A 21,383-nucleotide genomic window follows, 5' to 3' on the forward strand; every position below is an offset into this window, starting at 1 on the left:
CCGGGTGGCGCTACGCTTACCCGGCTTTGCATTTAAATCCACGACAAGAAACCCCATATATGAAGAATGCAACGTTCTACCTTCTGGACAATGACACCCATCAGGATGGCCTCAGCGCCGTTGAACAACTGGTGTGTGAAATTGCCGCAGAACGTTGGCGCGCAGGTAAACGCGTCCTGATTGCCTGTGAAGATGAGCAGCAAGCAATTCGCCTGGATGAAGCGCTATGGGCGCGCCCGCCGGAGAGTTTTGTTCCGCATAACCTGTCGGGCGAAGGTCCACGCGGCGGGGCACCGGTGGAGATTGCCTGGCCGCAAAAACGCAACAGTAGCGCGCGCGATATTCTCATTAGCCTGCGGACAGACTTTGCAGATTTTGCCACCGCTTTCACAGAAGTGGTAGACTTTGTCCCTTACGAAGAATCTTTGAAACAACTGGCGCGCGAACGCTACAAAGCGTACCGCCTGGCCGGTTTTAACCTGAATACGGCAACCTGGAAATAATGGAAAAGACATATAACCCACGCGATATCGAACAGCCGCTTTACGAGCACTGGGAACAGCAGGGCTATTTCAAGCCTAACGGCGACGAAAGCAAAGAGCCCTTCTGCATCATGATCCCGCCGCCGAACGTCACCGGCAGTTTGCATATGGGGCATGCTTTCCAGCAGACCATCATGGACACCATGATCCGCTACCAGCGCATGCAGGGCAAAAACACCCTGTGGCAGGCGGGGACTGACCACGCGGGTATCGCGACCCAGATGGTGGTTGAGCGTAAAATTGCCGCTGAAGAGGGTAAAACCCGCCACGACTACGGTCGCGACGCGTTCATCGACAAAATCTGGCAGTGGAAGGCAGAATCCGGCGGCACCATTACCCGTCAGATGCGCCGCCTCGGCAACTCCGTGGACTGGGAGCGCGAGCGCTTCACCATGGACGAAGGCCTGTCCAACGCCGTGAAAGAAGTCTTCGTCCGTCTGTACAAAGAAGACCTGATTTACCGCGGCAAACGCCTGGTCAACTGGGACCCGAAACTGCGTACCGCCATCTCTGACCTGGAAGTGGAAAACCGCGAGTCTAAAGGCTCCATGTGGCACATCCGCTATCCGCTGGCAGACGGTGCAAAAACCGCAGACGGCAAAGATTATCTGGTGGTGGCGACCACCCGTCCGGAAACCCTGCTGGGCGATACCGGCGTGGCCGTTAACCCGGAAGATCCGCGTTATAAAGATTTGATCGGCAAATTCGTGGTGCTGCCGCTGGTGAACCGCCGTATTCCGATTGTGGGCGACGAACACGCCGACATGGAAAAAGGCACCGGCTGCGTGAAAATCACCCCAGCGCATGACTTCAACGACTATGAAGTCGGTCGTCGTCATCAACTTCCGATGATCAACATTCTGACCTTCGACGGCGATATCCGCGAAAGCGCAGAAGTGTATGACACCAAAGGCAACGAGTCCGACGTTTATTCCAGCGACATCCCGGCTGAGTTCCAGAAGCTGGAGCGCTTTGCCGCGCGTAAAGCCATCGTAGCCGCCGTTGACGCGCTCGGCCTGCTGGAAGAGATTAAGCCTCACGATCTGACCGTGCCGTACGGCGACCGTGGCGGCGTAGTTATCGAGCCAATGCTGACCGACCAGTGGTACGTGCGTGCCGACGTGCTGGCGAAACCGGCTGTGGAAGCGGTTGAGAACGGCAGCATTCAGTTCGTGCCGAAGCAGTACGAAAACATGTACTTCTCCTGGATGCGCGATATTCAGGACTGGTGTATTTCCCGTCAGCTGTGGTGGGGTCACCGTATCCCGGCGTGGTACGACAACGAAGGCAATGTCTACGTTGGCCGCACCGAAGAGGAAGTGCGTCAGGAAAACAACCTGGGCGCTGACGTTGCCCTGCGCCAGGATGAAGACGTGCTGGATACCTGGTTCTCCTCCGCGCTGTGGACCTTCTCTACCCTCGGCTGGCCGGAAAACACCGACGCGCTGCGTCAGTTCCACCCAACCAGCGTGATGGTCTCCGGCTTCGACATCATCTTCTTCTGGATCGCCCGCATGATCATGATGACCATGCACTTCATCAAAGACGAAGACGGCAAGCCGCAGGTTCCGTTCCATACCGTTTACATGACCGGCCTGATCCGCGACGACGAAGGCCAGAAGATGTCCAAATCCAAGGGTAACGTTATCGACCCGCTGGATATGGTAGACGGTATCTCTCTGGAAGAGCTGCTGGAAAAACGTACCGGCAATATGATGCAGCCGCAGCTGGCGGAGAAAATCCGCAAGCGTACCGAGAAGCAGTTCCCGAACGGGATCGAATCTCACGGTACCGACGCCCTGCGCTTCACCCTGGCGGCGCTGGCCTCCACCGGCCGTGACATCAACTGGGATATGAAGCGTCTGGAAGGTTACCGTAACTTCTGTAACAAGCTGTGGAACGCCAGCCGCTTCGTGCTGATGAACACCGAAGATCAGGATTGCGGCTTTAACGGCGGCGAAATGACCCTGTCTCTGGCAGACCGCTGGATCCTGGCGGAATTTAACCAGACGGTTAAAGCGTTCCGCGACGCGCTGGACAGCTACCGCTTCGACATCGCGGCAGGCATCCTGTACGAATTCACCTGGAACCAGTTCTGCGACTGGTACCTGGAGCTGGCGAAGCCGGTCATGAACGGCGGTTCTGAAGCGGAACTGCGCGGCACGCGTAATACGCTGATTACCGTTCAGGAAGGTCTGCTGCGCCTTGCGCACCCGATCATTCCATTCATCACCGAAACCATCTGGCAGCGCGTGAAGGTGATTGCCGGTATTAATGCCGATACCATCATGCTCCAGCCGTTCCCGGCATTCGATGCCGCGAAAGTGGATGAAGCCGCGTCTGCGGATACCGAGTGGCTGAAACAGGCGATCGTTGCGGTACGTAACATCCGCGCGGAAATGAACATCGCTCCGGGTAAACCACTGGAGCTGCTGCTGCGCGGTTGCAGCGAAGCTGCCGTTCGTCGCGTCACCGAGAACAACACATTCCTGAAAACCATGGCGCGTCTGGAAAGCATCACCGTGCTGCCTGCCGATGACAAAGGTCCGGTTTCCGTGACCAAAATCATCGACGGCGCGGAGCTGCTGATCCCGATGGCGGGCCTGATCGACAAAGACGCGGAGCTGGCGCGTCTGGCGAAAGAAGTGGCGAAAGTCGACGTGGAAATTGGCAAAATCGAAAGCAAACTGGCGAACGAGGGCTTTGTGGCCCGCGCGCCGGAAGCGGTTATCGCCAAAGAGCGTGAGCGTCTGGTTGCCTTCGCCGATGCGAAGACCAAACTGATCGAGCAGCAGGCGGTTATCGCAGCCCTGTAATGCTTTTACCCCTTACGCTTCAGGGCGTAAGGGGTATCCTTCCTGAAAACTCCTCGCTTGCACTCCCCTTTCTGCGGTGCTATTAACAGCAGTTGTGTGTCAATTTTTGTCATGAGTAATGCTATGAGCGTGATTACCCCCGTCGCGACGACAATGCGTCGGATCACTGAGCAGGACAACCCGGCTATCGCCGCCGTTATCCGCACGGTTTCTGCCGAATATGGCCTGACCGCCGACAAAGGCTACACCGTGGCCGACCCCAATCTGGACGAACTTTTTCAGCTGTACAGCCAGCCGGGTCATGCCTACTGGGTCATTGAACAGGACGGCCAGGTCGTGGGCGGCGGCGGCATTGCCCCACTGCTTTGCAGCGAGCCGGATATCTGTGAACTTCAGAAAATGTATTTCCTGCCAACGATACGCGGACAAGGCCTGGCGAAAAAGCTGGCGCTGGTCGCCCTGGAACATGCACGCTCACAGGGCTTTAAACGTTGCTACCTCGAAACCACCGCTTTCCTTAAAGAGGCCATTGGCCTGTATGAGCATCTGGGCTTTGAGCATATCGATGCGCCACTGGGCTGCACGGGCCACGTGGACTGCGAAGTCAGGATGCTGAAAAGTCTGTAAGTTTCGTTCCTGCCTTCTTCTGTTAAGCGTCTGTAAACTGAATGCTCTACACTCACAGTTCACACCAAAACAGGGGAAACGCGATGTCGAAGATAAAAAGCTACGCCGCACCGCAGGCGGGTGCAGAACTTGAGCTGTACGAGTACGATGCGGGCGAACTAAAAGCGGAAGACGTCGAAGTACAGGTTGATTACTGCGGGATCTGCCACTCGGATCTCTCGATGATCGACAATGAATGGGGCTTTTCCAGCTATCCGCTGGTTGCCGGGCACGAAGTCATTGGCCGCGTCGTGGCGCTCGGCAGCGCCGCGCAGGACAAAGGGCTGAAAGTGGGCCAGCGCGTGGGTATCGGCTGGACGGCACGCAGCTGCGGTCACTGCGATGCCTGTATCAGCGGCAACCAGATCAACTGCCTTGAGGGCGCAACGCCGACCATCCTTAACAAGGGCGGTTTCGCCGATAAGCTGCGCGCCGACTGGCAATGGGTTATCCCACTGCCGGACAGCATTGATATTGAATCCGCAGGTCCGCTGCTGTGTGGCGGTATCACAGTATTTAAACCGCTGCTGATGCATCACATCACCGCCACCAGCCGCGTCGGCGTGATCGGTATTGGCGGTCTGGGGCATATTGCCATCAAACTGCTGCATGCGATGGGCTGTGAAGTGACGGCGTTCAGCTCTAACCCGGCGAAAGAGCAGGAAGTGCTGGCGATGGGTGCGGATAAAGTGGTGAACAGCCGCGATCCTCAGGCACTCACCGCCCTGGCAGGCCAGTTTGACCTGATCATCAACACGGTAAACGTCGATCTCGACTGGCAGCCGTACTTTGAAGCCCTGGCCTACGGCGGTAACTTCCACACCGTGGGTGCGGTGATGAAGCCGCTGCCGGTTCCGGCGTTTACCCTGATCGGCGGGGATCGCAGCGTGTCAGGCTCCGCGACCGGTACACCGTACGAGCTGCGCAAGCTGATGAAGTTTGCCGGACGCACAAAAGTGGCACCCACCACCGAGCTGTATCCGATGTCAAAAATCAACGAAGCAATCCAGCACGTGCGCGACGGCAAAGCCCGCTACCGCGTGGTGTTGAAAGCGGATTTCTGATGTGAGATTGCCGGGGAATGTGCGGCCTGATGCCCTCACCCCAACCCTCTCCCACAGGGAGAGGGCGCAAACACTAAAAACGGTAACGGTTGTTACCGTTTTGCATCTACCATAGTCTTAAACACTTCCGCCACCGCGACCGCCCCCGGATCCATCACTCCGTCCAGATTCTCTTTATTCACATACGACGAGCGTCCCGCGCCGGCTTTCGCCATTTTTGCCGTTGCTTCGGCGCCCTGCTGTGCGGCCTGCGCTGCCGCCTGAATATTGCCTTTCTGTAACGCCTCCAGCGCCGGTTGCAGCGCATCGATCAGCGTACGATCGCCGAGATCCGCGCCGCCATACTGCTTCATCTGCGCAAGTCCGCTCAGCAAGGCTTCAGGTAGCGGCTGTCCATCGTGAAGCTTTTGTCCTGCCGCCGTGAAGAAGATCGACATCAACACCCCACTCGATCCGCCCATCACCGTTGCCAGCCGCTCGCCTACCAGCAGGAGTAATGTCGGCACGTCGTTAAGGGGCAGGTTGTTCTCCTCAAGTCGCTGCGCAATATCCCGCGCCCCTTGCGCAAAAGTGGAGCCCGTGTCGCCATCGCCTACTTTGGCATCCAGCGCGTTAAGGCGGTTTTCCAGCTGAATCAATGTTTTCGTTACCGAGGCGACGGCCTCGCTCACCTCCGTATTGTCCGACGGGGCATATTCCACGCGGTCATGAAGGGCGCTATGGGGGACGGTACGCAGGGGCGCGAACGCGACAGGCTTCTGCCAGCCCAGCGTCTCGACCTCGGCGTGAATCGCCTTCTCGAAGAAATCGTTGAGCTTTAACAGCGTTAGCGAAAAGCCTTTCATATCCAGCGCACTCACCAGCGGCGCCGGGCCAATCAGATACGCAATGTTCTCTTTCAGCGCCGAGTGCGCCAGCTCTTTGGTCAGCAGCGCCATCTCCAACGCCGATACGCCACCAAGATTGTTAATCAGCACCGCAAAACGCCCTTCCCCCGCCTGCGCGCGTAACGGCGTCACCAGCGTGTCGATAATGGCTTTGCTGTTTTGAGTATCCACGACGGAAGCTCCCGGCTCGCCGTGAATGCCCAAACCCAGCTCGACATGGCCTTGTTTAATGCGCCCCCCTTCATCATCGCTGCCCGGCAGGTTGCACGTTTGCATCGCCACGCCCAGGCTCCAGAGGTTATCGCAGGCCTGTTGCGCAATATCCCGCACGTCGTTTAGCGATTTCCCCTGCTCTGCCGCATATCCCGCAATTTTATGCACCAGCGCCGTTCCCGCGATACCACGCGGCTGCTTGTTATCCGGCAGGGCGATATCATCCGCCACGATAACCATCTCGACCTTAAGGCCGTAGCGTTTGGCTTTTTCCGCCGCCAGGCCAAAGTTAAGCCGGTCGCCGGTGTAGTTTTTCACAATCAGCAGGCAGCCACGGTCGCCCGTCACCGCCACAATGGCATTGAGGACCGCATCCACGCTTGGGGAGGCGAACAGATCGCCACACACCGCTGCGGTAAGCATGCCTTTGCCGACGAACCCGGCATGTGCCGGTTCATGGCCGGAGCCGCCACCGGAGATCACCGCCACGCGACTTTTATCCCAGTCGCCGCGAGCCACCACGCGGATGGCCGGATCGATATCCAGTTTGACGAGATTACCGTGCGGCGCGGAGAGAAGTATGCCTTCAATGGCATCGTTGACAAGCTGTTTGCGGTCGTTAAAAAAGAATCTGGACATAGTTTCCCAAAATTTTGTTTACCGTATGCAAAAGCATAGTCCGCACTGGATAATGCGCCGCAAAGTGAGGAATTTACGCAGACATTTTGCCGTCAGGTTGCCTATACTCCACCCAGGACTACGAGAGGACGTGCATCATGAGTACACCATTGCTAATCGCCAGGACGCTGGAAAAAGAGCTGTTTTTACTGCCCGCGATGGCGAACCGTCATGGCCTGATCACCGGCGCGACCGGGACGGGAAAAACCGTTACCCTGCAAAAGCTGGCTGAGTCGTTGTCAGAGACTGGCGTGCCGGTTTTTATGGCTGACGTGAAGGGCGATTTAACTGGGGTGGCTCAGGAAGGTGCAGCGTCAGAAAAACTGCTTGAGCGCCTGAAAAATATCGGTATCACGGACTGGACGCCGCACGGTAATCCGGTGGTGGTCTGGGATATCTTCGGCGAAAAAGGGCATCCGGTGCGTGCCACCGTCTCCGACCTCGGCCCGCTGCTGCTGGCTCGTCTGCTTAACCTCAACGACGTGCAGTCCGGGGTACTGAACATTATCTTCCGTATCGCCGACGATCAGGGGCTACTGCTGCTCGACTTCAAAGATCTGCGCGCCATCACCCAGTACATTGGCGATAACGCCAAATCCTTCCAGAACCAGTACGGCAATATTAGCAGCGCCTCAGTGGGCGCCATTCAGCGCGGGCTCCTGACGCTGGAGCAACAGGGCGCCGAACACTTCTTCGGCGAGCCAATGCTGGATATCAAAGACTGGATGCGTACCGACAGCAGCGGCAAAGGCATCATCAACATTCTGAGCGCAGAGAAGCTCTACCAGATGCCGAAGCTTTACGCCGCCAGCCTGCTGTGGATGCTCTCTGAACTGTACGAACAACTGCCGGAAGCAGGCGATCTGGAAAAACCCAAACTGGTGTTCTTCTTTGACGAAGCGCACCTGTTGTTTAACGACGCGCCGCAGGTGCTGCTGGATAAAATTGAACAGGTTATCCGCCTGATCCGCTCCAAAGGCGTCGGGGTCTGGTTTGTGTCGCAAAACCCGTCGGATATTCCGGACAACGTACTGGGGCAGTTGGGTAACCGCGTGCAGCACGCCCTGCGCGCCTTTACGCCGAAAGATCAGAAAGCGGTGAAAGCCGCGGCGCAAACCATGCGTGTCAATCCGGCCTTTGATACCGAAACCGCCATTCAGGCGCTGGGCACCGGTGAAGCGCTGATTTCGTTCCTCGATGCAAAAGGCAGCCCGACAGTTGTCGAGCGCGCGATGGTGATTGCGCCCTGCTCGCGCATGGGTCCGGTAACGGACGATGAACGCAACGGCCTGATTAACCACTCCCCGGTGTACGGAAAGTATGAAGACGAGGTGGATCGCGAATCGGCGTTCGAGATGCTGCAAAAAGGGGTGCAGGCGACTGCCGAATCGCAGGATGCGCCTGCCGCAAAAGGGCAATCTGTTGCCGTGGACGACGGCATTCTCGGCGGGCTGAAAGATATTCTGTTCGGCAGCACCGGGCCACGCGGCGGCAAACGCGATGGCGTGGTTCAGACCATGGCAAAAAGCGCGACGCGTCAGATTACCAACCAGATAGTACGCGGCATGCTGGGAAGTCTGCTAGGCGGCCGTCGCCGGTAGCGGGGGAACCCACGGGCGGCCAAGCGCCGACCCCTGTACGCCGTTCTCCTGTAGATAGCGGTTGATTTCCAGCATCCCCGTCCAGCGGTTCTCACACCATAGCGGTGCCAGAAGCGTTGGACGGCGGGCGCTTGCCGAGATGCGGTGGTAAACAATCTCCGGCGGCGTATGGCGAATCATTTCCCCCGCAGTCACCGTATACTCGTCGAGTTCGATACCACATAACCGCCCCGCTTCCCAGGCTTTCGCCATTATGCTGCCCTTCACGATATGCAGCGGATGCAGCTTAATGCCATCCACGCCGGTCTCAACGACTTTTTCCAGCGTTTCCAGCCCGTGCTGCTGCCCTTCTCCCGGCAAGCCGACAATCAGATGCGAGCAGACTTTTAATCCACGCTCGCGGGCGAGACGCGTGGTGCGCTGATAGCAGGCGAAATCATGCCCGCGATTGATACGGTGCAGGGTTTTGTCATGCGCGGTCTGCAAGCCCAGCTCCAGCCAGATCTCGTAGCCCTTCTCTTTGTACTCGCTAAGTAAATCCAGCACGGCGTCCGGCACGCAGTCCGGACGCGTCCCCACGCACAGCCCGACAATGTTCGCTTGAGCAACCGCCTGCTGATACATCGAGCGCAGCACCTGCACCTCCGCCCACGTGCTGGTATAGGCCTGGAAATAGGCCAGATACTGCTTCGCGCGGTTCACCAGACTCGCCTGATGGGCGAGCTGTTCAGCGATAGATTTATGCTGCTGGGCCTCGTCAGCAAACGAGGCCACGTTACAGAAGGTGCAGCCACCACGCCCGATGGTGCCATCGCGGTTCGGGCAGCTAAAGCCGCCGTGCAGCGTCAGTTTATGAACCTTTTGTCCGTAGCGCTGCAAAAGATCCCCACCAAACATATTGACTAATTTCTGTAACTGCATAATCTGATAGACCGTCCCGAAGAAAGGGGACAAGCCTGCCATTTTTAGCCTCTGTCGGCGATGACCTGGATCAATCGCCCTGGACGGCTTTTATCTATTTGAATAAATAATCACGATTACCGACATTTCATTCACCCTGAACGTAATTACTTTTCCTTATGTTCTGATGGTTTTTTTCATTTATAGCGCCAGGACTGAAAAACAGTGATTTTATGCGGCATTGAATGCAACACCAGATTAATATTCTGCTATAAATCTGCATTTCAGCACGCTGCATCGATAATACCGCTTTCGTATAGTGAGTCAGATCACACTCCCCTGCACCTGCCCGGTGCTTTAAGCGGTTGTAAAAATAGTTAAATACACAATAAAAACAACTAGATAAGCACTCTTTAGCACATTTTTGTATAAATAAGATTGCCATTTGACCTGTGTACCAATTCCCGATAAGTTGGAAATCCGCTGGAAGCTTTCTGGATGAGCGGCCTGCTCATCATATTTATGCAGTAATTGAGATTCCCTCTGAAGCAAGTCCTCAAACTTGTTTACCTGCGCAAAAGGATGAAAAAGAGGGCGAATGCGAGGTCCGCGTATGAAACGCTAACCCCGTCGCCATGCTCTTTCTGCGCCTGTGCGCCACGGTAAAGTTCAGTGGGAAGCCCGACGAGCCTGGGGAGGTTCACTGATATGTTGTACGATAAATCCCTTGAGAAGGATAACTGTGGTTTCGGCCTGATCGCCCACATAGAAGGCGAACCTAGCCACAAGGTAGTGCGTACTGCTATTCACGCACTGGCCCGTATGCAGCACCGTGGCGCCATCCTTGCCGATGGTAAAACCGGCGACGGTTGCGGTCTGCTGCTGCAAAAACCGGATCGTTTCTTCCGCATCGTGGCGGAAGAGCGCGGCTGGCGTTTAGCCAAAAACTACGCTGTCGGTATGCTGTTCCTGAATCAGGATCCAGAAAAAGCTGCCGCGTCACGCCGCATCGTTGAAGAAGAACTTCAGCGTGAAACCCTGTCGATTGTCGGCTGGCGCGATGTGCCAACCAACGAAGGGGTGCTCGGTGAAATCGCCCTCTCCTCGCTGCCTCGTATTGAACAGATTTTCGTCAACGCGCCTGCGGGCTGGCGTCCGCGTGATATGGAACGCCGTCTGTTTATCGCACGCCGCCGCATTGAAAAACGTCTTCAGGATGATAAAGAGTTCTACGTCTGTAGCCTCTCTAACCTGGTGAACATCTATAAAGGTCTGTGTATGCCGGCTGACCTGCCGCGCTTCTATCTGGACCTGGCGGATCTGCGTCTGGAATCGGCCATTTGCCTGTTCCACCAGCGCTTCTCCACCAACACCGTTCCACGCTGGCCGCTGGCTCAGCCGTTCCGCTACCTGGCGCACAACGGTGAGATCAACACCATTACCGGCAACCGCCAGTGGGCCCGCGCCCGTACCTATAAGTTCCAGACCCCGCTGATCCCGGACCTGCACGATGCCGCACCGTTCGTCAACGAAACCGGCTCGGACTCCAGCTCCATGGATAATATGCTGGAGCTGCTGCTGGCGGGCGGGATGGATATCGTGCGCGCCATGCGTCTGCTCGTGCCACCGGCCTGGCAGAACAACCCGGATATGGACCCTGAGCTGCGCGCGTTCTTCGACTTTAACTCCATGCACATGGAGCCGTGGGACGGCCCGGCGGGCATCGTGATGTCCGACGGTCGTTTTGCCGCCTGTAACCTGGACCGTAACGGTCTGCGTCCGGCGCGCTACGTTATCACCAAAGACAAGCTCATCACCTGCGCCTCTGAAGTCGGCATCTGGGATTACCAGCCTGACGAAGTGGTCGAAAAAGGCCGCGTCGGTCCGGGCGAGCTGATGGTGATCGACACCCGCGGTGGGCGTATTCTGCATTCCGCCGAAACCGACAACGATCTGAAGAGCCGCCATCCGTACAAAGAGTGGATGGAGAAAAACGTGCGTCGTCTGGTGCCGTTTGAAGATCTGTCGGACGAAGAAGTGGGCAGCCGCGAGCTGGACGATGACACCCTCGCGAGCTTCCAGAAGCAGTTTAACTACAGCGCGGAAGAACTGGACTCGGTTATTCGCGTTCTCGGCGAAAACGGCCAGGAAGCGGTCGGCTCAATGGGTGACGATACCCCGTTTGCCGTGCTTTCCAGCCAGCCACGCATTATTTACGACTATTTCCGTCAGCAGTTTGCGCAGGTCACTAACCCGCCAATAGACCCGCTGCGCGAAGCCCACGTCATGTCGCTGGCCACCAGCATCGGCCGTGAGATGAACGTATTCTGTGAAGCCGAAGGCCAGGCGCACCGTCTGACCTTTAAATCACCGATCCTGTTGTACTCCGATTTCAAACAGCTCACCACCATGACCGAGGAGCACTATCGCGCCGACACGCTCGATATCACCTTCGACGTGACCGAAACGAGCCTCGAAGAGACGGTGAACGCGCTGTGCGACAAAGCCGAGCAGATGGTACGTAACGGCACCGTTCTGCTGGTGCTGTCTGACCGCAACATCGCGAAAAACCGTCTGCCGGTGCCTGCCCCCATGGCGGTGGGGGCTATCCAGACGCGTCTGGTGGACAAGAGCCTGCGCTGTGATGCCAACATCATCGTTGAAACCGCGAGCGCGCGCGACCCGCACCACTTTGCGGTGCTGTTAGGCTTTGGCGCCACGGCGATTTATCCGTACCTGGCCTACGAAACGCTGGCACGCCTGGTAGATACCCGCGCGATCGATAAAGACTACCGTGCTGTGATGCTGAACTACCGTAACGGCATCAACAAAGGTCTGTACAAGATCATGTCCAAAATGGGCATCTCGACCATCGCCTCTTACCGCTGCTCGAAGCTATTTGAAGCGGTCGGCCTGCATAACGAGGTCGCCAACCTCTGCTTCCAGGGCGTGGTCAGCCGTATCGGTGGCGCCGGTTTTGCTGACTTCCAGCAGGATCTGGTGAACCTGTCGAAACGCGCCTGGCTGGCACGTAAGCCGCTGGAACAGGGCGGCCTGCTGAAATATGTCCACGGGGGTGAGTATCACGCTTATAACCCGGACGTAGTGCGCACGCTGCAACAGGCGGTGCAGAGCGGCGAGTACAGCGATTATCAGCAGTATGCTGAGCTGGTGAACAACCGTCCCGCGGCGACGCTGCGCGATCTCATTGCCCTCAATCCGGGTGAGGAAGCGGTCAGCATTGACGAGGTTGAACCCGCGTCTGAGCTGTTCAAACGCTTCGATACTGCGGCGATGTCCATCGGCGCGCTGAGCCCGGAAGCCCACGAAGCGCTGGCGGAAGCCATGAACAGCATCGGCGGCAACTCCAACTCCGGCGAAGGCGGTGAAGATCCGGCCCGCTACGGCACCAACAAAGTGTCCCGTATCAAGCAGGTGGCGTCCGGTCGCTTTGGCGTAACGCCTGCGTACCTGGTTAACGCCGACGTGATCCAGATTAAGGTCGCTCAGGGGGCAAAACCGGGTGAAGGCGGTCAGCTGCCGGGTGATAAAGTCACCCCGTACATCGCTAAGCTTCGTTATTCAGTGCCGGGCGTGACGCTGATCTCCCCGCCGCCGCACCACGATATCTACTCTATCGAGGATCTGGCGCAGCTGATTTTCGACCTGAAACAGGTAAACCCGAAAGCGATGATCTCCGTGAAGCTGGTTTCCGAACCGGGCGTTGGCACTATCGCCACCGGCGTGGCGAAAGCCTATGCGGATCTAATCACTATCGCCGGTTACGACGGCGGCACCGGCGCAAGCCCGCTCTCCTCCGTGAAATACGCGGGTTGTCCGTGGGAGCTTGGCCTGGTGGAAACCCAGCAGGCGCTGGTCGCTAACGGCCTGCGTCACAAGATCCGTTTGCAGGTGGACGGCGGGCTGAAAACCGGCCTCGACATCATCAAAGCGGCGATTCTGGGAGCGGAAAGCTTCGGCTTTGGTACCGGCCCAATGGTTGCGCTCGGCTGTAAATACCTGCGTATTTGCCACCTGAACAACTGTGCAACGGGCGTGGCTACCCAGGACGAAAAGCTGCGTAAGAATCACTACCACGGCCTGCCGTTCAAAGTGACCAACTACTTTGACTTCATCGCCCGTGAAACCCGCGAGCTGATGGCGCAGCTGGGCGTGAAGCGTCTGGTAGACCTGATTGGCCGTACCGACCTGCTGAAAGAGCTTGAGGGCTTCACGGCCAAGCAGCAGAAGCTGGAGCTGTCTAAGCTGCTGGAAACCGCTCAGCCGCATCCTGGCAAAGCGGTTTACTGTACCGAGAACAACCCGCCGTTCGACAACGGCGTGCTGAACGCACAGCTGCTGCAACAGGCGAAGCCGTACGTGGACGAGAAGCAGAGCAAAACGTTCTGGTTTGATATCCGCAACACCGACCGTTCCGTGGGTGCGTCTCTCTCCGGTTACATCGCGCAAACGCACGGTGATCAGGGTCTGGCGTCGGATCCCATTACCGCGCATTTCAGCGGTACCGCGGGTCAGAGCTTCGGCGTGTGGAACGCGGGTGGCGTTGAGTTATACCTGACCGGTGATGCCAACGACTACGTCGGAAAGGGCATGGCGGGCGGTCTGCTGGCGGTGCGTCCTCCGGTTGGTTCAGCCTTCCGCAGCCATGAAGCAAGCATCATCGGCAATACCTGTCTGTACGGTGCAACCGGCGGTCGTCTGTTTGCCGCGGGCCGTGCGGGCGAGCGTTTTGCGGTGCGTAACTCCGGCGCCATCACCGTGGTGGAAGGCATCGGCGATAACGGCTGTGAATACATGACGGGCGGAATTGTGTGCGTCCTGGGTAAAACCGGCGTGAACTTTGGCGCGGGCATGACGGGCGGTTTTGCCTACGTCCTGGATGAAGACGGTGAGTTCCGCAAACGCGTGAACCCTGAGCTGGTGGAAGTGCTGGACGTTGATACTCTGGCCATCCACGAAGAACACCTGCGCGGCTTAATTACCGAACACGTGCAGCATACCGGTTCTTCGCGCGGCGAAGAGATCCTGGCCAACTGGCCGGCGTTCTCTGCGAAATTCGCGCTGGTTAAGCCGAAGTCCAGCGATGTTAAAGCCCTGTTGGGTCACCGTAGTCGTAGCGCAGCAGAGCTGCGCGTGCAGGCGCAGTAAGGAATTCAGATGAGCCAGAACGTTTACCAGTTTATCGACCTTCAGCGTGTTGATCCGCCAAAGAAACCGCTGAAGATCCGTAAAATTGAATTTGTTGAAATCTATGAGCCGTTTTCAGAAGGCCAGGCCAAAGCACAGGCAGACCGTTGCCTGTCCTGCGGTAACCCTTACTGCGAATGGAAGTGTCCGGTCCATAACTACATCCCGAACTGGCTGAAGCTGGCCAACGAAGGGCGTATTTTTGAAGCCGCCGAGCTGTCTCATCAGACCAACACCCTGCCGGAAGTGTGCGGCCGCGTGTGCCCTCAGGATCGTCTGTGTGAAGGCTCCTGTACGCTGAACGACGAGTTTGGCGCGGTGACCATCGGCAACATCGAACGCTATATCAACGATAAAGCGTTCGAGATGGGCTGGCGTCCGGATATGACCGGTGTGCGTCAAACCGACAAGCGCGTGGCGATTATCGGCGCGGGCCCGGCAGGCCTGGCCTGTGCGGACGTGCTGACCCGTAACGGCGTGAAGGCGGTGGTCTTCGATCGCCACCCAGAGATTGGCGGCCTGCTGACCTTCGGTATCCCGGCCTTCAAGCTGGAGAAAGAGGTCATGACCCGCCGCCGCGAAATCTTCACCGGCATGGGCATTGAGTTCAAACTCAACACCGAAGTAGGCCGCGACGTACAGCTCGACGACCTGCTGAAGGATTACGACGCCGTGTTCCTGGGCGTGGGAACCTATCAGTCCATGCGCGGTGGTCTGGAGAACGAAGATGCGCCAGGCGTGTACGACGCGCTGCCGTTCCTGATTGCGAATACCAAACAGCTAATGGGCTACGGCGAGACCGCCGATGAGCCGTTCGTCAGTATGGAAGGCAAACGCGTGGTGGTGCTGGGCGGCGGTGATACCGCGATGGACTGCGTGCGTACCTCCATTCGTCAGAATGCGGCGCATGTCATCTGTGCCTACCGTCGTGACGAAGAGAACATGCCGGGTTCTAAACGCGAAGTGAAAAACGCGCGTGAAGAGGGCGTCGAGTTCCAGTTCAACATTCAGCCTCTGGGTATTGAAGTGAATGCCAACGGTAAAGTGAGCGGAGTGAAGATGGCGCGCACGGAGATGGGTGCGCCAGATGCGAAAGGCCGTCGTCGCGCGGAGATCGTGGCCGGTTCTGAACACGTGATCCCGGCTGACGCCGTGGTGATGGCGTTTGGTTTCCGTCCTCACAGCATGGAGTGGCTGGCGAAGCACAGCGTAGAGCTGGACTCTCAGGGTCGCATAATTGCGCCAGAAGGCAGCGATAACGCGTTCCAGACCAGCAACCCGAAAATCTTCGCCGGTGGCGACATCGTTCGCGGCTCTGACCTGGTGGTCACGGCGATTGCCGAAGGCCGTAAAGCGGCTGACGGGATCATGAACTTCCTGGAAGTGTAAGAGACAAGCCGGATGGACATCCCATCCGGCTTTTTTATGCGGTTAACAGGCTGGCCCGGACTTTTACCACGGCTTTTTTAATTTCCCCCTCCGATTCAACAAGACATCCCGGCTTATGCGGCTCACCCGGCATAAAGACCACGAACATACCAGGCTTTAATACAATGGATTGTTCATCATTGATGTGGCGACAAAGCTGATAATCTTCTGCGCTATGCATTTCTTCACACGCCCGCGCGGACCCCATAACCCCAAAAAAGATGCGTTCTTCTCCAGCGAGCAGAAGCTGAATATCAATATACTGTGCGTGCAGTTCCGCCTTTTTCTGCTTCGGCTCTTGCGTGGCAAACTGCATCACGTTCATAAAGATATCCGTGCCCTGGAGTTCATAATGACCAGGGCGTTTCTCTTCTGGCCGTGCCGCCACGGCCAGCGTGAGGGCATTGATCAGAACCCCGGTCAGGCCAGATGTCGCCAGCGACTGCAACTCTCCCAGCATCATAACGCGTCTCCATGTGCTAACAACGCCGCACCTAACAGCCCGGCATCGTGGCGATAGTGTGCAGGCCGAAGTGCGGCCTGATAGACGGCGGGCTCCCGCGACAGATACGCCTCCACGAGCCCCAGATACCCCTCTGCCAGCCCCACGCTGCCTCCAATAACTACAATCTGGCAATCAGTCACGGCTTTGACATCGGCAATAAGACGCGCCAGCGTCTGCGCTGAACGCGCAATCAGCGCCTGTGCCTGTGGATTACCTTGCGCTGCAAGGCTGAATATCGCTTTCGAATCCAGCCCGGACAATACGCCTTCTGCCTGAGCAGCGATGCCGCGCCCCGAGGCGATAGCCTCAACGCACCCTCTTCGCCCGCAGCCACAACGCGGACCGGCGGGATCGGCCAGCGTGTGACCCAGATGTCCAGCCAGACCGCCGCTGCCCGTTTGCAGTGTTCGATTGAGGACCACGCCACCACCGACACCGGTTGAGACGGTCAGAAAGACCATATCGTCATCATCCGGCAAGGCGCAGAACTCAGCCCAGGCGGCGGCCTGCGCGTCGTTGATCGCCATCACCGGCAGATCGGTTATTCCCGAGAGAAATTCCACCAGTGGAAATTCCGCCAGCCCGCCCAGATTAGACGGATTAATGGAGGTCAAAATACCGTTGTGAATGATCCCGGTTGATACCACCGCGACCCGCGTTGCCTGCGCCGTAAAGGGTGCAATCAGCGTTTGTAGCGCAGCCTGCAACGCCTCCGGCGTCTGGCTGGCAGGCGTCTGACACTCGCGACGGGCAGTAATGGTCTGCCCCTCCACGCACGCAGCCGCGAGTTTGGTGCCGCCAATATCAATAGCCAGGGTTGTCATTTCACCGCCTCGCGCTGCTGTCTTCTGGTTTAGCAATGACATCAGCTTATCCTTTGTGTTTGATCAGACCGCTTTTACTGGCACCAAAAGGGAGTGCGCCACTCAGCGGTTTACCGTCAATAGCATCATGCGTACGCAGGGCTTCTGGCCTGATCCAGCGCTGAACGCGGGAGGGCATATCCAGACCAATAAGCAAGATCACCACAAACGTCAGGCCAAAGGAGAGCGACCCCAGGGCCGTGCCCAGCGCCATATCCTGCGACAGCAGCGCGCCAATCACCGGGGCAATCGCGCCGCCCAACGCGCCAACGTTGTAGGTAAAACCCAGACCCGCCGCACGCTGGTCGGTATCGAAATAGCCGCCGATGAGTTTGGGTAAGATCCCGGAGATCCCCTGCCCCAGCATCTGCTGGAAAAAGAGTAACAAGCCCAACACCCAGACATTGGCGCCGCCAATCGCAAAGACGGGAACAATCAGGAGCTGTGAGGCCAACAGGCTACAGACATAGGCCTTGCGGGTGCCAAGCCAGTCACCGAGAAAACCACCCACGCAGCAGCCTACCGCCGCGCCGAAGCCGCTAAAGAACAGCACCTTCGCCACCGTTGACGGATCATAGGCCAGGTCGGTTTTCAGATAAGTGGGTAATAGCGCCTGAATCGGCCAGGAGTAGAGAAAGGCGAAGAGCACGACAACCATCAACGTGACGCCCGTCGGCCAGCGTTTGCCGCTGCTTTGCACCATAAAGCTGATAAAGACGATGGCGCACAGCAGGCCGAGAATAACGACCAGCCCCGCGTTGTTGAGTTCGCCTGCAAAACAGAACCACAGCGCCGTACCGGCAAACAGCGTCATCGCCATATTGATGACGCGGTATTTGCCGCGATACAGAATATCAACCATGGTGCGCACCGGGGCTTTGCCTTCGTGCTTCGCTTTCCAGTCCTCAGCTTCCGGAATATTTTTCCGCAGCCACAGGGCAAAGACGATGGGCAGAATGCCGATAAAGAACAGCGCCCGCCAGCCCCAGACGGGCACGACAAGGCTGTAGACCTGGGCCGCAACCACGGCGCCGACGGAGAAACCGGAAATCAGAAAACCACTCGCCTTGTTGCGCAGGTGCTTTGGCCAGCTTTCAATCACATAGGTTGCGCTGGAGCCATATTCCCCCGCCATCCCCATGCCTATCACCATGCGGGCGATAAACAGGGTGACGTAACCCGGCGCAAAACCGCAGGCCAGCGTACCGCAGGAAAAGAGCACGATGCTGGTGATCATCGCCAGCTTGCGGCCATAGCGGTCGCCCATGGCGCCCAGCAGCAGGCCGCCGAACCAGCGCGATATAAAGGCCGCCGAAATCAGGCTCGCCGCTTCCACTGTTGTCAGGGCAAACTCGCTTTTTATTTCTGTCAGGACTAAGGCTATCAATACAAAATCGAAGCCATCAAGCAGATATCCCAGCCAGGCGGCGGAGAAGGCGCGCCACTGAGGACGGGTAAGATGGCGGTACCACGGGATGCTTTGGGTAGACTTACTCATTTCACTCTCCCGACGATTTCTCTGTCGTTTTGCCGGATGGCGGCTGCGCCTTATCCGGCCTACGTAGCATGTTTTTGTAGGCCGGATAAGGCGAAGCGCCCCCGGCTATGCGTTAGCGTTTTTCCGCCATTAGCTGCTCCGCCAGCGCTTTCAGCTCAGGCACGAATTTTTCATCCACAGGGGCAAACGGCTTACGGCACAGCGGCACGGATACCACGTCCATATAGTGCAGAACCGTTTTCAGACCACGGAACACCCCGGCTTTAATAAGCAGATCGATCACCTTGTTGCATTCGCTTTGCAGGCGCTGTGCGGTGGCGTTATCCCCTTCACGAACCGCTTTAGCGATCGCCTGGTAACGCCAGCCCATAATGTTGTAGGTGCTGCCGATCCCCCCGTCCGCGCCGGCCAGCAGGCCGGAGGCGAAGATCTCGTCATAACCGTTGTAGAGCACCAGATCCGGGTGCGCGCGACGGATCTGCTCCATCTGGAAGAGATCGCCGGAGGTTTGCTTCAGCGCGCCGACGCCAGGCAGCGTCACCAGCGTGTTGATCTGATCCAGCGTTAACTTAACGCCGCTCAGCGCCGGGATGTTGTAAACCACCATCGGTAAACCGTCAGCGGAGTCAATAATTGCACGGTAGTGGTCACAATGTTCTTCAAAGCTAAAGGGATAGTAAAACGGTGTGACGGCGGATACAGCGTCAAAACCGACGCGGGCGGCGGCCATGGCTAACTGCTGGCTTTCCGCCGTGCTGACGCAGCCAACATGGGCGATGAGCGTGATTTTCCCTTTCGCCTCTTCCGCCACAATCTCCATCACCTGCTCTCGTTCCGAAAGGCTCTGTACAAAGGCCTCTCCCGTTGAACCGCCGACGTACAGCCCATCGATACCTTGTTCAATATTGAACTGCACCAGACGGCGCAGGCTTTCTTTATCCAGCATCTGCTCAGAGTTAAACGGGGTCAGGAGTGCGGCCATTACGCCGCGTAATTGCGTTGCCATAGTTACCTCAATCGATAGTGTGTTTTTTATAACGACATACCTTTATACCTGTTATACCAGATCAATTAAGCAGCAGTGGAATACAGAACGCTTATATTGCGATCTGCTTCACTAAAGGATCGTTATTTTTTGGCTTTTGAATGCTGGCCGAAAGCGTGCCAGGTGGCGGAGACGCTGTTAAGGTGAGTTTGCAACGCCCGATCCGCTTCATCGGGATCGCGGCGGCGGATCGCATCCACAATTGCGATATGCTGGCGATAGCTGACTTCATTATGCTGATAAAGCTCTGCGTCCGGCACTTTAGGACGCGCCGCAATTAACCAGTCAAGCAGCGCAACGTGGATCGCATTGAAGATCGGATTGCCGGGGATCTCCGCCAGCACGCGGTGAAAATCGACATCGGAACGAATAAATAGCGTGTTGTCATCCAGGGACTGGCTGTTGATCTCCAGGGCTTTTGTGAGCTGCGCAATCTGATCGTCAGTGGCATATTCTGCGGCATAACGAACAAGGCTGGATTCAAAGAACAGGCGAAGCTGCTCGAAATGGGCAATACCGCTGGGCTGGGTCAGAAAGTCTTTCGCCATTCCCGACAATTCACTGATGATGGTATCGGCAGACGGCATGGTTACGCGGGCACGTTCACCGTTGTTAATCTGCACCAGCCCTTTACGCTTTAGCGCCGCCAGCGCTTCGCGCACCGAGGGGCGACCCACGTTGAAGAACTCCATCAGTTCGCGCTCGGAGGGTAACTGCTCTCCCTGGGCAAATTCCTTCCGACGGATCATCTGCTCCAGCTCTTCTTCCACCATATCAGACAGTTTTTTGCGCGCCAGCGGCCGACGGCGCAGGCTGCGGCCAATGGTTTCATCAGAGTTTTCAGCTTTAAGATCAGTCGGTTTCATTGCAGTCCGGTGCCATTGAAGGAAAACAGTTCATCATAACACAGGAAATTAGAGGGGGCGAAAAGGGACGGAAAGCAAAACAGGCCCGTCGGGCCTGTTTGTTTATTTCACAACGCGCAGTGCGGGACGACCACCGCGTGGTGGTGGCTCGTCATCCGGATCGGTGTCGTCATTATGATCGGGTTTATCGCCATCGATGACAGACATTACCGTGTCGCTTTCGCGTTCATCGGATGCCTCATCATCATTCAGGCTGGCAACCTCTTCATCATAAGCCGCTTCCGGCTCAAACATGGTGCCCGCACCGTTTTCACGGGCGTAGATAGCCAGCACAGCTGCCAGCGGCACGGAAACCTGACGCGGCACGCCGCCGAAGCGCGCATTAAAGCGCACTTCGTCGTTCGCCAGCTCCAGGTTACCCACTGCGCGTGGCGCAATATTCAGTACAATCTGTCCGTCGCGCGCGTATTCCATTGGAACCAGCACGCCCGGCAACGTCACATCCACAACCAGGTGCGGCGTGAGCTGGTTATCCAGCAGCCATTCATAGAAGGCGCGCAGCAGATACGGACGGCGTGGTGAAAGTTGTGACATTTCCACAGT

Annotated in this window: 15 protein-coding genes; 7 read left to right on the forward strand and 8 right to left on the reverse strand. The window is 57.3% G+C overall.

Translation table 11 applies throughout. The features are described from left to right. Positions 1–59: 59 nt before the first annotated feature. The 4 genes from holC (at position 60) to ahr (ending at position 5,088) form a co-directional block, all read left to right on the forward strand. Complete coding sequence (gene holC / locus O1724_RS20580) at positions 60–503, forward strand: DNA polymerase III subunit chi (protein WP_003861884.1); 444 nt, start codon at positions 60–62, stop codon at positions 501–503. Next, on the forward strand, positions 503–3,358 hold the full coding sequence (locus tag O1724_RS20585) for a valine--tRNA ligase (RefSeq protein ID WP_479983905.1): 2,856 nt from the start codon (positions 503–505) through the stop codon (positions 3,356–3,358). Before holC ends, O1724_RS20585 begins: the two co-directional genes overlap by 1 nt. Positions 3,359–3,481: 123 nt before the next feature. Further along, positions 3,482–3,985: a GNAT family N-acetyltransferase gene (locus O1724_RS20590; protein ID WP_003861887.1), complete on the forward strand. Its 504-nt coding sequence runs from the start codon at positions 3,482–3,484 to the stop codon at positions 3,983–3,985. An 83-nt stretch (positions 3,986–4,068) separates the two neighbouring features. Next, the gene (gene ahr, locus O1724_RS20595) at positions 4,069–5,088 is read left to right on the forward strand and encodes an NADPH-dependent aldehyde reductase Ahr (RefSeq protein WP_003861889.1); all 1,020 of its coding nucleotides are present in this window, start codon (positions 4,069–4,071) and stop codon (positions 5,086–5,088) included. A 92-nt stretch (positions 5,089–5,180) separates the two neighbouring features. On the opposite strand, the gene O1724_RS20600 is transcribed toward ahr, so the two are convergent. Further along, positions 5,181–6,827, reverse strand: a complete 1,647-nt coding sequence (locus O1724_RS20600; RefSeq protein ID WP_022651917.1) for a dihydroxyacetone kinase subunit DhaK — start codon at positions 6,825–6,827, stop codon at positions 5,181–5,183. Between the two features lie 137 nt (positions 6,828–6,964). Between O1724_RS20600 and O1724_RS20605 the strand changes: the two genes are divergently transcribed. Then, positions 6,965–8,467: a helicase HerA-like C-terminal domain-containing protein gene (locus O1724_RS20605; protein WP_022651918.1), complete on the forward strand. Its 1,503-nt coding sequence runs from the start codon at positions 6,965–6,967 to the stop codon at positions 8,465–8,467. Here O1724_RS20605 and mnmL read toward each other — a convergent pair. Next, a complete protein-coding gene (gene mnmL, locus O1724_RS20610; RefSeq protein WP_096888951.1) occupies positions 8,447–9,388 on the reverse strand; it encodes a tRNA modification radical SAM protein MnmL/YtqA in 942 nt (313 codons plus the stop codon). The two genes, O1724_RS20605 and mnmL, sit on opposite strands and share 21 nt — an antisense overlap. Before the next feature lie 687 nt (positions 9,389–10,075). On the opposite strand from mnmL, the gene gltB reads away from it, so the two are divergent. Further along, positions 10,076–14,536 (forward strand): glutamate synthase large subunit, encoded by a 4,461-nt coding sequence (gene gltB / locus O1724_RS20615; RefSeq protein WP_003860454.1) that lies wholly within the window; start codon positions 10,076–10,078, stop codon positions 14,534–14,536. Positions 14,537–14,545: 9 nt separating this feature from the next. Next, a complete protein-coding gene (gltD, locus tag O1724_RS20620; RefSeq protein ID WP_017382721.1) occupies positions 14,546–15,964 on the forward strand; it encodes a glutamate synthase subunit GltD in 1,419 nt (472 codons plus the stop codon). Positions 15,965–15,998: 34 nt separating this feature from the next. Here gltD and nanQ read toward each other — a convergent pair whose 3' ends face one another. From nanQ to sspB, 6 genes are all read right to left on the reverse strand, one after another. Further along, the gene (gene nanQ, locus O1724_RS20625; RefSeq protein WP_047054290.1) at positions 15,999–16,466 is read right to left on the reverse strand and encodes an N-acetylneuraminate anomerase; all 468 of its coding nucleotides are present in this window, start codon (positions 16,464–16,466) and stop codon (positions 15,999–16,001) included. Next, on the reverse strand, positions 16,463–17,332 hold the full coding sequence (gene nanK / locus O1724_RS20630; protein ID WP_126297094.1) for an N-acetylmannosamine kinase: 870 nt from the start codon (positions 17,330–17,332) through the stop codon (positions 16,463–16,465). The genes nanQ and nanK overlap by 4 nt, the downstream gene beginning before the upstream one ends. A 46-nt stretch (positions 17,333–17,378) precedes the next feature. Continuing rightward, on the reverse strand, positions 17,379–18,869 hold the full coding sequence (locus O1724_RS20635; protein WP_022651922.1) for an MFS transporter: 1,491 nt from the start codon (positions 18,867–18,869) through the stop codon (positions 17,379–17,381). 112 nt (positions 18,870–18,981) lie between these two features. Continuing rightward, complete coding sequence (gene nanA / locus O1724_RS20640; RefSeq protein WP_022651923.1) at positions 18,982–19,875, reverse strand: N-acetylneuraminate lyase; 894 nt, start codon at positions 19,873–19,875, stop codon at positions 18,982–18,984. Between the two features lie 122 nt (positions 19,876–19,997). Further along, positions 19,998–20,780, reverse strand: a complete 783-nt coding sequence (gene nanR / locus O1724_RS20645; protein ID WP_022651924.1) for a transcriptional regulator NanR — start codon at positions 20,778–20,780, stop codon at positions 19,998–20,000. A 102-nt stretch (positions 20,781–20,882) separates the two neighbouring features. Continuing rightward, entirely contained in the window at positions 20,883–21,380 is a 498-nt protein-coding gene (gene sspB / locus O1724_RS20650) for a ClpXP protease specificity-enhancing factor (protein WP_026080566.1), read from the reverse strand. Positions 21,381–21,383: the final 3 nt, after the last annotated feature.

Source organism: Enterobacter cloacae complex sp. HYC074_NIDB (genome assembly GCF_056673345.1).